Raw genomic sequence first — 13584 nt, forward strand, 5'->3', positions numbered from 1 at the left:
ATCAAAATGATTGCTCACGTATGAAGGTAAAGGGCATCGTGTTGAAAACGTTCCATACACTATTAACTACGTCATCGAAAAAGACAAATCTCTCACAAAAAGATGGGGAAATCAGAAAAGTGCCCATAATTGAGCGTTACAGAGTGTACATTTTATCTTCATTGGGATAGTGCACCCGCTTAGAATGAATATATATGTGTCATTATCGACCATCTGATGAGTATAATAAATGAGCATCAAATGTATGCTTCAAATTACAGGCTGAAAGGAGCCTCTTTATGGGTACCAGAGGCGAGAATAAAGAGTTTTCAGAGCCTTCAGAGGCGCAAATGACGCAGTGGTGGGCCGCTGGCGATACACCTGTGCGCACACATTCCGAGGTGACCTATTTCGTTGATGGGCGTGCAGCACTTTTAGAGATGTGTCGCCAGTTTGTTAAGGCGAAACAAACTATTTACCTGGCTAACTGGGGCATGGAACCTGATATGTTACTGGTACGCGGGAAAGATGCCTTGCCAGATTCCTCGACACCCTGGAAACGTTCCGTTTTGAGCGAGAGCCTGCGGGCGGAAGGTTTCCAGGATGTGGATATTGAGTTCTGGCTGAACCATCCACTTTCGGTGAAAGAGGTATTGCGCTATGCGGTCAACAAAGGGGTCGAGGTAAAGGTACTACTGTGGAAAGCCAAGAAAGCCTTTGCCGTCTATGATTCCCAGGCAGCCTATGAAAAGCTGACAGAGGCAGGTATTACCTGTTTGCTTGATGATAGCGCCGAAGGCATTCTCCATCATCAAATTGAGTCGCTGCATCAAAAGGTGACGATTGTTGATCACACCTATGCCTTTGTCGGTGGCGTTGATCCCTTGATTGAGAAAGAGGACGATTTTGATCGCTGGGATACGCCTGAACATCCTTTCACGACTTCTTTACGCCTGACCAGTAGTGGCACGACGCCCCATGCCTGGCATGATGTCCATGCGCGCATTCATGGGCCAGCGGCGGGGGATGTGGAACTGAATTTCCGACAACGCTGGAATGATATGGTGCATCGCCATCACTTAGAAAAGCATCTCTCTGTGCCGGAGCATCCCCTACCAGAACCTGTGGAAAGCAAGAGTATCGTACAGATCGCACGTACAGTGCCTCAGCATACCTATAGCTTTGATAAAAACGCAATTCTGGGCATTACACAACTCTACCAGAGCGCGCTTCAGCAGGCCCAGCATTCAATCTATCTGGAAAATCAGTACTTCTGGCAGCGAGCCTACTACGGCGTGGATGTACCATTTGTGGGCAAGGATAGTAAAGAAATGGAGATCCACATTGGACAGATTATCACGGCCTTGCGGCGTGGAGCATGTGCCAGCCTCATTCTGCCGGATCATCCAAATGTAGGACGTGCCTTTAGCGATGCCTCGATCACTACCGTACGAGAGGCGGTTCCCCAGGCTGTACAGGAGGGTCGCTTCCAGGTCTTTACGCTGGCGACCTCGCATTTTCAAGAGGATGATGGGCTCAATCATTACCGACCGATCTATGTCCATGCCAAGGTGGCAATTATCGATGACCACTGGTCCACGGTCGGCTCAGCTAATCTCAATAACCGTGGCATGCATGACGATACTGAGATCAATGTTGCGACACTGGATGCTGATCTAGCCTATGGTTTGCGCCTGTTGCTTCAGGGCGAACATCTTGGCTTGCTAGCACATGAGGATCTTGAGAACGCGCATCTTCTGTTCCAACGCACCCATCTGAACATGTTGGAGAGAAGGAAGGCCCAGAAAGCTTTCGATCAACTGGAAGAGGCACTCGAAGATCCTTTGCAGGCCTTGAAATTGATGCAGCAACGCGCCGCAGAAAATCTGCAACGCTATAAAACCCATCACCCCCTGCTTGGACATCTCCTCCCCTATCTGACTGCGGGAGAAGCAACCGAACAAGGCTTACCATTCCAGGAAGAGCATGGCTGGCTCGAAGAAGCAGCCAACAAATAAAGAACGGGCGAAATGAGGATCGATGTTGTAGCAGTCATGTGAGTTGCTACAACATCGAGAATATTAGATTAATTCGAGATAGCGGCGGCGCTCCCAGTTGGTGACCGCCTTCTCATATTCCTGTACTTCCCAACGGCGCGTCGTGACAAAATGTTCCACGAAATCAGTACCGAGATACTCTTTAGCAACCGCACTCTGCTCAAAGAGATCCGTCGCTGTCGTAAGATTACGAGCCAGCGGATGCATTTCACCACGGGTAAGCGCCTGCTGAATCCGGGCGGGACTATAGGCATTGCCATCCAGGCGGGACGGCAGTTCAAGCTTCTTTTCGATCCCATAGAGTCCACTTGCTAGCATGCCAGCAAAGACCAGATAGAAATTTGCATCCGCGCCAGGCACGCGATTCTCCAGGCGAATCGAGCGACGACCACTATTGATCACCCGTACCGCGCAGGTACGATTATCCATGCCCCAGGCAGTATTCAGCGGGGTCCAGGTGCCCTCGATATAACGCTTATAGGAATTGATAACGGGTGCATACAGAGCCATAAACTCGGGCATCTTTTGCAGCACACCGGCTAAGAACTGGCGCATCGTCGTCGACATATGATCTTGTGATGCGTCATCCCAAAACATATTGCGCTCATAATTGCGATCCCACAGGCTCAGATGCGAGTGGCCGCTACTGCCATCCTCCAGATCATTCCACTTCGCCATAAAGGTCGGTGTAAAACCGGTTTGATGGCAGATCTCTTTGACGCCCGTTTTAAACAACATAGTATGATCAGCGGCGGTCAGGGCGCGATTGTAATGCATATTAATCTCATACATACCAGGACCATGCTCGCGGTTATAGCCCTCAATCTCAATGCCATATTTTTGCATCTGACGCACAATCTGACCAAGCAAATAATCATCGGCGGTCGCATGGCTGATCACATAGCAATTCGTACCAGGACTCAAGGGAGTCAACTGCGGTCCAAAATCTTTGGCGCGTAGCGAAACTTGATCCTCCCGGAAGAAGCGCATCTCTAATTCAGAGGCCGCCATGGGAGCAAAACCCAGGGATTGTGCCCGCTCAATTAACTTCTGCAAAACATAGCGAGGGGCCACCGTAATCGCTGCACCATGTTCCGTCCAGAGATCGCACACACAGGTCGCGACTCCCTCTTCCCAGGGCACCACAGTGAAGGTTGAGAGATCAGGCTTCATAATAAAATCGCCGAAACCACGATCAATATTACTTACCTTGAGATCGGGCAACACATTCTCCGCGATATCCCATCCAAACAGGACATCGGACTGCGCAAAACCATCTTCGAGCCCGTCGAGAAAAAAGGAGGCTGTCACACGCTTGCCGCGAAAGACGCCATCGATATCAGAAACGCCAAGCTTCACAAATTCAATTTTCCCCTCGGCAATGAGCAAATTCACCTGGGCGAGATCCATAGCATTCGTTCCTTTCAGTACAGCAATACACCGTGCTCTGTTCGTTCCTTCTCCATCGTAGCAATCTGTATGCGAGAGGGAGTAAAAAGCTCAGCATGTTTTTTCTGTTTTCTATAAAAAGCTTCCTTGAGCTTCCTTGTATACAAAGCGAGCTTCCTTGTATGCAAGGCAGAGTAGCATGTGCCTGTCAGCACGTCAAGTAAGGCGCTGTGGGCATGAATCACCTGGCGCTATCTTCTGTGCCAGCTCGCTAACGACATTGCTCCAGAGCTTCCTGATGTATCTATCTTGTCTTTCATATACCTTCTCTTTTCTACTCTAGCAGAGAACCATAAGAAATCTTTCAATATTTTGTAAAATCTTTCTCTAAAGGGGGTTTATTTCTATAGGGTAAAGCTGTAGATATCCGCTCAGAAGTTGACATTTCGACAAATGTCTGAGTAAGATATACGAAAGTAATTCATCATTCAAGAAGATCATAAAGTAATAGATTTAAATATCTAGTAATCATATAAAAAACTAGCGTGTGCTTACACCAGCCTGGAAAAACAATTGGCAACATATCATTATTGGTATAGAAACGAGAGGATTGGCGGATGCATAGAACGCCACCACACGAAGATACCCATTCCGATGGAGAGCCTGAACGCGATCTGAGGCGCCATAATTATAAAGATAAATTACAGCAAGAGTTAGATGATCCGGATAACTATGATCCTTATAATCATCCCGAAATTCCGAGAATCAAACGGGCATCCCGCTATCTGGACCTTGAATCAACACCACCTCCTACGCGTCAGCCATCTCAAAACAACAGGCGAGCGCGCCTGGAAAAACCACGGGCGCATCAGACAGAAGATGAGCTTCAACTTGCGCGGCGCATGAAGGCCCGCGAAGCCCGTGAACAAACGGAGCGTGCACGTGTGCGGCGTCCCCCACCACATGCTGAAGCAGCGGATCAGGAGGAGCGTACACGCATACGGCGTCCTGTTCGTCGCGAGGAGCTAGAGGAGGAACAACGTCCTCCTACGCGCCGTCCTGCCCGACGCCCTATAGAAGAACAAGAAGTGCGAGCCTCTTCCCGCCGACCCATCGATGAGGACGACGAAACCCTTATCATAAATCAAAGCACACGTCGCAAGCCCAGGGTCTATTTTGAAGATGAACCTGAGGCGCCAGTTATGCCAGCCAAAGCGACACGTGTACCACAAGCACAGGCGATAAAAGAGCATACACGACGACCTGCGGCTTATGAGCAGTCAACCATAGAAGAGGCGCATGAACGTGTTGCACGCCGGAATCGCCATACGCAACAGGTTATTTTTGACCAGGCACAAAGAATTCTGCACAACCGTCCATTACTGGCGGTAATCTGTGGAATACTCATTCTCGGTGTACTCCTCCCATTGGGAATTCATCTGCTGAGCGCACCATCTATCGGTTCTGGCGTACCACAGGGTGGTGCTCAATCCACATTAACCAGGACAGCAACGGCAGCCAAAAATCCCGCTGATCCACATGAGATTGTGATTACACCACCCGATACGGATCATCCCGCCCCTCCAGTACTGGCGACATCAGCCTATGTGCTGGATGCCGATACAGGCGCGACGATCTACGCCCATAATCCATTCATGCACATTCCCATGATGAGCACGACAAAATTGATGACCGCCCTGCTGGCAGTTGAACATGGGAATTTGGATCAGAAAGTCACCATTAACCGCACCATCGCCAGAGACCTCACGACCCTTTCTGCCGATAGCGCCCTGATGGGCATCAAACCTGGCGAAACGTATACGATGCGTGAACTACTATATGGACTGTTCCTGGTCTCTGGCAACGATGCCGCCCTGGCTATCGCTGATGCCGATGCGGGCAGCGTGCCCAACTTTGTCGCGCAAATGAATCAGCGTGCCAAACAATTGGGCATGAATGATACACACTATATGAATCCCCATGGTTTGATGGCAGATGGACAATATTCCAGCGCGCATGATCTGGCAATTATTGGTCAGCATAGCTTCGGAAATGCCACCATACAACAGATCAGCGATACCGAGTTTTATACTATTCCCGCAACAAAGGAGCATGCGGTTCATTATCTGCAAAATGAAGATCAGTTTATGTACTGGTATCCCGGCGTCATGGCCGGGAAAACAGGTTGGGATACGGGAGCAAATTTCCTGCAAGTCGTCAAAGCGTCCTACCACAATAAGCATTTGATTGGCGTAACCATGCATACGGTAGATTGGTGGACGGATATGCGCGATTTAATGAACTACGGCTTCAACAATTTCACCTGGATCTCACCACGTGAGATCAATGCCAGCATCAAGGCCATTCCTTATGCGGCGCTCTGGTCCTACTTCCAAAGCGATACCCGGCAACGCATCATTCCAATGGGGAAACAGGGACGCTTTTACATCTTTACCGAATATGCGATCTCTGGCGTGATCATGAACTACTTCGATAAAAATCATGGGCTGAACAAATTTGGCTATCCCACCAGTTCCCAGACAGCGCCCAACACAACTATCCTCATGCAACATTTTCAGCATGGGACAATTCAATGCAATCTACAAACCAAAGAATGCGGAACGGTGTAGAAAGGGCCTCTCTATTCATTCAAATGGGTGTGCATCTATGGTGAATTAGAACCATAAGGCAGAAAGAGACGTACATGTCATACATATAGTGAACACGGTCCGGTATAGAAACCATAGTCGCAAGTGACACGTTGTTTGTATAAAGCGGCTAGACCTGACCATGTGCCTAATTCACTTGCTCGCTATACTCATGTTTGTTATACTTCGAACTGCGTACCTGTAGGAACTGGTATCCTTAAAAAGAAGCCCCTACATACATGCTCTCTCGCCCTAAAAAGCAATCGTCAAGAGTATGGCGCTCATTTCCGTTTATACGCGGCGTGATCCACCGGGACTACTCCCATCGGTACGCCTTGCAGCATTTTTAGTCAGGGTATGGGTATCTATGCAAACAGATAATTCAAACAATGACAGCACAACGCCAAATGGATTACGCAAAGCCCGGTTGGCCTTCGCGATATCAGCAGGCAAAATTGCCGGCGCGTCAGGGCGTTTATTTCATATTGGTGGCGGCACCAGTCTCCCAGGCATGATTGCCCGCCGTATTGATCCTAATGTATTAAAATCGGTAGTTGGCGATAGTAAAGCGAAAAAAATTGTCATCACTGGCAGTAATGGAAAAACAACTACCGCTCGCATGACGGCGGCAATTGCTGATGCCGCCGGTCATCGCGTTTCGCAGAACCGCACAGGCTCTAACCTGCTTCAAGGTGTGACCTCGGTTGCTGTGAACTTTGCGGATCTCTTTGGCCGACTCGAAAGCGATGTCCTGCTCTTTGAGATCGATGAAGCAACCATTCCGCTGGCCGTGCCTGAGATTCAACCTGATGTTGTGGTGATTACCAATATTTTCCGTGACCAGTTGGACCGCTATGGCGAGCTGTATTCCGTGGCTCAGGCACTCAATTCAATGCTTGAGAGTCTACCAGAGACAGCAACGATCCTGCTCAATGGCAATGATCCACAAGTTGCGAACTTTGGGGTCAACGCCAAAGCCCGCCGCATCTTCTATGGTCTGGAGACCAAGGATATCGGCACACCTGTTCCGGAGCAGTCTGCCGATATTATCCGCTGTATCCACTGCAATAGCGATTTCCTGTATGAAGTGGCGTATATGTCGCACCTGGGTCTCTACCGCTGTCCTGAGTGCGGTTATACATTGCCGCCTCTCGATGTAGCAGTCACTTCGGCGGCGTTAGCGGATAATGGTGAGGGTCCCAGCCATATCAAATTGCGCACCCCACTGGGAGAGATGAAACTCGATATTCCCCTACCAGGCGTGCATAATATTTATAATGCAACAGCAGCAATTGGTGCTGCGGTAGCCCTCGGTTTCCCATTAGATTCAGTACAGACGGCGATGAATAACGTACGGACCGCCTTCGGTCGTATGGAAAAAATTCAGGCTGGCGACAAAACAATCTTTCTCTCATTCGTCAAAAATCCAACATCCTTTAATCTGATGCTGCGTCTGATCGCGAAACATGAAGGCAAAAAGCATCTCTTACTCTCCATGAGCCATACCGTGGTCGATGGTCAGGACTTCGCCTGGCTGTGGGATGTAGAACTGGAAGATATCGCACCCGATATTCTCGATGCGGTCTGTAGCGGCAATAAGTCTGAGGAACTGGCGTTACGCCTCAAGTACGCGGAAATCCCGACCGATAAGATCATAGAGGTCGAAGATCGCGAGGCTGCATTGGATGAAGCGATCAAAAATGTAGAACCAGGCGGCACACTTTATATCATGAGTGGATATACTCCTACCCAGGAGTTGCGCCGAATTATGCAGAAGCGCGGTTGGGTCAAGCACTTCTGGGAGGAATAGGTTATGAGCGAGCAGAAAACAGATACGGGCATGGTGATCAAGATCGGACACCTCTATCCGACATTGATGAGCGTGGCAGCCGACCGGGGCAATCTCTTTTCGATTGAGCGCCGCAGCCGCTGGCGTGGCATCAGTATCGATGTTGAGCCGATCTATGTCAAACAGACACCAGACTTCACCAAATATGATCTCATCCTGATCCATGGTGCAGCTGACCGTGAGATGGAGGTTGCATCCAAGGACATTCAGCACAAAGCCTCCTCACTCAAAGAGGCCGCAGAATCCAATACGGTCTTCTTGAGTGTCTGTGCTGGCTTCCAGTTGCTGGGACATTACTATAAACCCTTTGATGGTCCTGAGTTAAAAGGAGTCGGTCTCTTCGATCTGTATACTGAAGGTAGCACCACTCGCTTCATGACGCATATGGCACTGGAATGCAAGTTCCCGGAGACTGGCACGAAATTGTTGGTTGGCTATGAAAACCATAGCGGTCGCACCTTCCTGGGTTCAAAAACACAGCCACTGGGAAAAGTTCTGGCGGGCTGGGGCAACAATGGGAAGGATGGTGTCGAGGGCGTTGTCTATAAAAATGCGTTTGGAACCTATACCCATGGTCCAGTTTTGCCCAAGAATCCCTGGTTTACTGACTTAATCATTCAGCGCGCACTGGAGCGCCGTTATGGTAAAGTAACACTATTACCATTGGATGATAGTACTGAGAATGCGGCACACGCAGCAGCTTTGAAGCTGGCCATGGAGTTCAAAGGCACCATGTCAGCCATTGAAGCAACCGCCTGGAAGCATTAGTTTCCAGTAGAGCAAGGAAAAGAATCGCCATGCCAGCAAAACACGCCTTCAAGCTCGCGCTACTTATTGGCCTTCTGGTCTGTGCATTGCTGGCTTGCGATGTGTTGCCCAGCATCACATTGAATGGAACACCCGTTACCTCATCCTCCCAGTCAGGGACACTGAACCAATGGACGACAGCCCAGCCAGGCGTCGAGCTACGCAGTGAGCACTGGAAAAGCGCGGGTGGAAATGAGGACACCGTCTCGATTGCCCGCTTTGACCTCAATAAAGTCCATCTCAGTGTTGGCTATCAACCCGACAAACCACTGGCACTCAAGGATTGGATGAAGCAGACAAATGCGCTGGCCGTGATCAATGGTGGCTACTTTGATCAACAGAATCAGTCAACAGCCCTGATAGTGGCAAACAGTCAGGTATATGGCACATCCTATGCAAATTGTTGTGGCATGTTCTCAGTCAACAGCCAGGGTCAGGTATCGATCCGCTCGCTGGCCGACCAACCCTATGATCCCAGCACAGAACAAATCACACAAGCCACCCAGAGCCGTCCCATGCTCATCGTGAATGGCAAACGCACCCAATTCCAGGAAACCACCGCCGCCAGTCCACGCAGTGTCGTCGCCATGGACAACCAGGGCCGCCTCCTCTTCATAGTCAGTCCTTCACAGGCCTTCTCAATGGATGAGTTAGCCGATCTTCTCATCCAATCAGATCTCAACATCAAAAACGCCCTCAATCTGGATGGAGGCACATCCACAGGACTCTACGTCAAAGCAGGCAGTCAGCGAGTAACCCTCGACTCCGTCAATCCCCTCCCTATCGTCATCATCGTCAAGTAGACCCGATCATTTCAATTGCATAATCCAATCATGCCAATTGTAGCCTCTGACCGAAATGGTTGGGGACTAAGATTAACATGATTGGATTATGCGTGGTCCGGGGTCAGGCGACGCTCCATCATACGTGCGGCTACTGAGAGAGGGTAACACATGACGAGGTAGAGTAGCGCACCAAGCACAAAGACGTACATTTTTTGATTGGAGTCGGCCTGGGGTAAGGCAAAACCGATGGTAATATACTCCAGTTCGATGACCGCAATCACAGATAAAAAGGCACTGTCCTGGATCAGGGTAATAAAATTATTGGTTAAGGGCGGGATGATCGAACGAATCGCTTGCGGCAATATGATATAGCGCATGGTTTGACGCTCGTCCAGACCAAGACTCAGCGCAGCCTCAGATTGTCCTCGCTCCACTGAGAGTATGCCGGTACGAAAGACTTCAGTTAGATAGGCTCCATAGTTAAAGCTTAATCCAAGAATGCCATAGAAAAAAATGTTAAAGCTATCCGGTACCAGACTATTGCTCTGTAAAACAGTCATGCTATTAAAAAGCATATCATGGGGATCAAAGCCAATATTCGAGAGCAACAGGCGTATTCCATAATACCATAAGTACAACTGGACAAGCAGCGGAGTACCACGAATAACCTCTACATAAATCCCTGTGAGCCAGCGCAGAGGTCGGAAGCGGGCCAGACTGCCAAAGGCTCCCAGTAGTCCAAAGATAATGGCACAGATACCGCTCAGGACGGACACCAGCAGGGTCACCAGCGCGCCACGTATCATCTCCGGCAGATAGAGCAATGAAAGATCCCGATAGGTGTAGAGATAATAACCAAAGGCTCCGATGACCGCCGCCAGCAGAATGTAATAGAGATAATTTGCGCCAACCATACGATTGCGCGGCCAGAGGTTGCGCTTGCGCGCTATATCCGGCGGCTTTTCCTGCTTATAGTGCAAATCTAAACTCATAAATAGCACTCCTTCCTTCCTTACAACGCAGCTCGTAGTCGACGCTCGAGGCGCTTGGCTACATATGAGACGGGTAAACTCATCACGAGATAGAGCACAATTGCCAGCAGAAAAAAGGGTAAAGGATTACTGGCATGTGTGCGCACATAACTATTCAAAACCGACGTGAGATCACTCCCTGCAATCACGCTCACGATAGCAGAGTCCTTCAGTAAATAAATAAAATCATTTACAAAAGGCGGAATCATCAATGGAATAGCCTGCGGCAACTGTATATGAAAGAAATTTTGGCTCGGCGAGAGACCAAGAGAAAGGGCGGCTTCCGCCTGCCCCTGCTCCACTGAAAGAAAACCTGCGCGATAAACTTCGGCCTCATAGGCGGCATAGTTCAAGGCCAACGTACCAATACCAGCCGTCCAAACATTGATCAGTAAGGCCCAGGAGGGATTAATCAAGCCTAACAAAGCCCCCAGCCCATAATAGATAATAAAAATCTGGGCCAGAATGGGCGTACCACGCACCACTTCAATGAAAATACGCGCTGGACCATGCAACCAGACTATACGCGAGCCATCCATCAACGCTAAGAACATACCCAGTACCAGGGCGATAGGAAAGGACGCCAGGCAGTAAAAAAGAGTATTCCGAGTACCTACCAAAAAATCAGGAATGGTAGGCCAGATTACATCCATATCATCATCCTTCGATTATTTGATCCCAATTTCAGGCTGCGCATCGGTCCATAAGCCCCAACGATTGTAGATGTCTTTCAGAGTACCGTTCCCTTTAAGTATGGTTAACGCCTGATCAATCTCTTTCTGCAATGTAACTGCATTAGGACTGTTTTTATCGAAGGCAATCACATAATCGCTATTATCAAATGGCTTCCCAATCAGTTTCAAAGCAGCATTCTTTGAACCGCCAGAACCATAGCCCAGGGCATAATAAGTAACGGTCGAATAATCAATCAGGACAGCATCGATACGGCCCAGAGCCAGATCGTTAAATGGTAAATCGGGATCATAGGATTTCAGGGTAATCTTCTTGTCAGAAGCCAGAAGAACTTCAGCTCCAAAACCAGCCCCCGTGCCCACGGTATAGCCCTCAAGATCCTTCAAAGAGAGGTTATCATTGGCTGTTTTACTGGCAAAACGGGGATCATTGGCACGCACGACGATTTGCTGACCATTGCGATAATAGGACTGTGAGAAAAGCTCGGTCTTCTTGCGATCCTCTGTAATTTCCCAGCCATTGAGAATAACATCAAATGCGCCGGTCTGTAAGGATTGATCTAACTGGGCATAGTCAATCTCAATTTGCTTTTGCGTCACCCCCATCAAAGACGCGATGGCAGCCGCAATTTCCATCTCAAAGCCAACCAGTTTACCAGTTTTCGGATCGCGATAGACATATGGCGCACCATTATTTGAAGTGGCCCCCCACTGCAAGACACCAGAGAGCTTTAATCCCTGATTGCCCACCTTCGTAGTCTTTGTAGCACCATTACTATTCCCACTGGTTGGAACATTGCCCCCACAAGCCGCGAGGAGAGATTCTGCCACGCCACCCGCCAGAACCAGGCCGCCTACCTGGCTTGCACGCTGCAAAAATACACGGCGCTTTACATTATGAGTCATGATAATACCTTTCTCAGGACACGGAAAAAGAGACATATAAGAAACAAGGAAATATCTGTTTATTTATGGCAAAACCGAGAGGACACGTTCCAAAAATAGCTGGGTACGCTTCTCTTTAGGATGGCGAAAAAGATCATCGGGATCACCTTCCTCGACAATCATTCCATCTGACATAAAGACAACACGATCAGAGACATCACGGGCAAACTGCATTTCGTGGGTAACGACGACCATGGTGCTACCTTCGTAGGCGAGATCTTTCATCACTTTCAGCACTTCACCCACCAGTTCGGGATCTAAAGCGGAGGTTGGCTCATCGAAGAGTAAGGCTCGTGGCTGCATCGCCAGGGCTCGTGCGATTGCTACACGTTGCTTCTGACCACCAGAAAGGCGGCCAGGATAGATATCGCGTTTCTCTAACAGTCCTACTTTCGCCAGTAAACTTTCGCCCAGAGCATGCGCCTGCTCTTTGGGCATTTTACGCACCAGCAAAGGGGCTTCGATCACATTTTGTAAGACCGTCATATGCGGAAAAAGATTGAAGTTTTGGAAAACCATCCCCAATTCACGTCGAATCGGGCTTAGCTGTTTTACCGAAAGATTGGGGTCCAGGTGCTCGCCGTTGATATAAATATCGCCACTGCTCGCCTTCTCCAAAGCATTCAAGCAACGAATCAAGGTACTTTTACCAGAGCCGCTGGGACCAATCAAGGCGACAACTTCTCGCCTTTTCACTTCAAAATTAATATCTTTGAGTACATGCTTGTCACTGAAATATTTGTTGAGCTTCTCAGTACGAATGATAAGATCTCCTTCAATGGGGGTGAGATCTTGTAAGGACGCATTTTCAACAGTGCGATTGTGGTTCTGTTCGGGATTCATGCGTCACCCCTTTTTAGACGTTCGTTCATGTACAATTCAGCGCATAACCTCACTTATTAAAAACTACGATGAGCGACCTTTCTTACGAAAATACTGCATCGTATAACCCCGGCAAATATTCTGATGAACACGATAGCCCACATATTGGCTCTGTATGATACGAACATGAGTCATCCCGAAATCTTGAAACAAAAATTCGATAACATGGGAGTGCAGAGGGCGAAGCCTTCTGCCGGGGTGTGGGATGTCCCCACTCCTTCTTTTCCCCTCTTTGCATGCCGCCTGCGGCGGCGCGAGGAAAAAGAAAAAAGGGCAGGGAACACCCCTGCCACCCCGGCAAGGGGCTCGCCGCCCCTTGCAACCCCACTTGCGGAGCGGATTGAAGTGGATCGAATGCCTGTTCGAAAAATTCGGGATGATCCATGTTTATATCAATCTTCCAACCAGAAGAATTATACACGATCTAGACCGGTTATGCATCTGAAACAACCAGGCAAAAATCAATCAGGGAAAAAACAAAAAAAAGCATTCCAACTCTAAGCACGAGATAGAACTGGAA

General features: G+C 48.9%; 11 protein-coding genes. 6 read left to right on the forward strand and 5 right to left on the reverse strand.

The features are described from left to right. Positions 1-278 precede the first annotated feature (278 nt). Positions 279-1997 carry a phospholipase D-like domain-containing protein gene (locus F1593_RS06690; RefSeq protein ID WP_149400783.1) on the forward strand — a complete coding sequence of 573 codons (1719 nt, stop codon included), beginning with the start codon at positions 279-281 and terminating at the stop codon, positions 1995-1997. A 63-nt stretch (positions 1998-2060) separates the two neighbouring features. On the opposite strand, the gene F1593_RS06695 is transcribed toward F1593_RS06690, so the two are convergent. Then, positions 2061-3446: a glutamine synthetase family protein gene (locus F1593_RS06695; RefSeq protein WP_149400784.1), complete on the reverse strand. Its 1386-nt coding sequence runs from the start codon at positions 3444-3446 to the stop codon at positions 2061-2063. A gap of 596 nt (positions 3447-4042) precedes the next feature. On the opposite strand from F1593_RS06695, the gene F1593_RS06700 reads away from it, so the two are divergent. The 4 genes from F1593_RS06700 to F1593_RS06715 all read left to right on the forward strand — a co-directional run bounded on the left by F1593_RS06700 (position 4043) and on the right by F1593_RS06715 (position 9532). Further along, the gene (locus F1593_RS06700) at positions 4043-6055 is read left to right on the forward strand and encodes a D-alanyl-D-alanine carboxypeptidase family protein (protein ID WP_149400785.1); all 2013 of its coding nucleotides are present in this window, start codon (positions 4043-4045) and stop codon (positions 6053-6055) included. Between the two features lie 385 nt (positions 6056-6440). After that, positions 6441-7883: a MurT ligase domain-containing protein gene (locus tag F1593_RS06705; RefSeq protein ID WP_172631920.1), complete on the forward strand. Its 1443-nt coding sequence runs from the start codon at positions 6441-6443 to the stop codon at positions 7881-7883. Positions 7884-7886: 3 nt separating this feature from the next. After that, on the forward strand, positions 7887-8690 hold the full coding sequence (locus tag F1593_RS06710; protein ID WP_216368802.1) for a type 1 glutamine amidotransferase: 804 nt from the start codon (positions 7887-7889) through the stop codon (positions 8688-8690). 29 nt (positions 8691-8719) lie between these two features. Next, complete coding sequence (locus tag F1593_RS06715) at positions 8720-9532, forward strand: phosphodiester glycosidase family protein (protein WP_149400787.1); 813 nt, start codon at positions 8720-8722, stop codon at positions 9530-9532. Between the two features lie 86 nt (positions 9533-9618). On the opposite strand, the gene F1593_RS06720 is transcribed toward F1593_RS06715, so the two are convergent. The 4 genes from F1593_RS06720 to F1593_RS06735 form a co-directional block, all read right to left on the reverse strand. Next, positions 9619-10506 carry an amino acid ABC transporter permease gene (locus tag F1593_RS06720; RefSeq protein WP_216368803.1) on the reverse strand — a complete coding sequence of 296 codons (888 nt, stop codon included), beginning with the start codon at positions 10504-10506 and terminating at the stop codon, positions 9619-9621. Between the two features lie 20 nt (positions 10507-10526). Next, the gene (locus F1593_RS06725; protein WP_149400788.1) at positions 10527-11198 is read right to left on the reverse strand and encodes an amino acid ABC transporter permease; all 672 of its coding nucleotides are present in this window, start codon (positions 11196-11198) and stop codon (positions 10527-10529) included. Between the two features lie 15 nt (positions 11199-11213). Next, entirely contained in the window at positions 11214-12143 is a 930-nt protein-coding gene (locus tag F1593_RS06730) for a substrate-binding periplasmic protein (RefSeq protein WP_149400789.1), read from the reverse strand. Positions 12144-12206: 63 nt separating this feature from the next. After that, positions 12207-12947: an amino acid ABC transporter ATP-binding protein gene (locus F1593_RS06735; protein ID WP_172631925.1), complete on the reverse strand. Its 741-nt coding sequence runs from the start codon at positions 12945-12947 to the stop codon at positions 12207-12209. A 243-nt stretch (positions 12948-13190) separates the two neighbouring features. Here F1593_RS06735 and F1593_RS06740 point away from each other — a divergent pair, with 243 nt between their 5' ends. Further along, positions 13191-13565 carry a hypothetical protein gene (locus tag F1593_RS06740; protein ID WP_149400791.1) on the forward strand — a complete coding sequence of 125 codons (375 nt, stop codon included), beginning with the start codon at positions 13191-13193 and terminating at the stop codon, positions 13563-13565. The last annotated feature ends 19 nt before the right edge of the window (positions 13566-13584 follow it).

The organism is Dictyobacter arantiisoli (assembly GCF_008326305.1).
Lineage (GTDB): Bacteria > Chloroflexota > Ktedonobacteria > Ktedonobacterales > Ktedonobacteraceae > Dictyobacter > Dictyobacter arantiisoli.

Bases quoted from the DNA above. Each gene is read 5' to 3' on its own strand.
- F1593_RS06690 (WP_149400783.1), top strand. From the start codon at position 279: ATGGGTACCAGAGGCGAGAATAAAGAGTTTTCAGAGCCTTCAGAGGCG.
- F1593_RS06695 (WP_149400784.1), bottom strand. From the start codon at position 3,446: ATGGATCTCGCCCAGGTGAATTTGCTCATTGCCGAGGGGAAAATTGAA.
- F1593_RS06700 (WP_149400785.1), top strand. From the start codon at position 4,043: ATGCATAGAACGCCACCACACGAAGATACCCATTCCGATGGAGAGCCT.
- F1593_RS06705 (WP_172631920.1), top strand. From the start codon at position 6,441: ATGCAAACAGATAATTCAAACAATGACAGCACAACGCCAAATGGATTA.
- F1593_RS06710 (WP_216368802.1), top strand. From the start codon at position 7,887: ATGAGCGAGCAGAAAACAGATACGGGCATGGTGATCAAGATCGGACAC.
- F1593_RS06715 (WP_149400787.1), top strand. From the start codon at position 8,720: ATGCCAGCAAAACACGCCTTCAAGCTCGCGCTACTTATTGGCCTTCTG.
- F1593_RS06720 (WP_216368803.1), bottom strand. From the start codon at position 10,506: ATGAGTTTAGATTTGCACTATAAGCAGGAAAAGCCGCCGGATATAGCG.
- F1593_RS06725 (WP_149400788.1), bottom strand. From the start codon at position 11,198: ATGGATGTAATCTGGCCTACCATTCCTGATTTTTTGGTAGGTACTCGG.
- F1593_RS06730 (WP_149400789.1), bottom strand. From the start codon at position 12,143: ATGACTCATAATGTAAAGCGCCGTGTATTTTTGCAGCGTGCAAGCCAG.
- F1593_RS06740 (WP_149400791.1), top strand. From the start codon at position 13,191: ATGAGTCATCCCGAAATCTTGAAACAAAAATTCGATAACATGGGAGTG.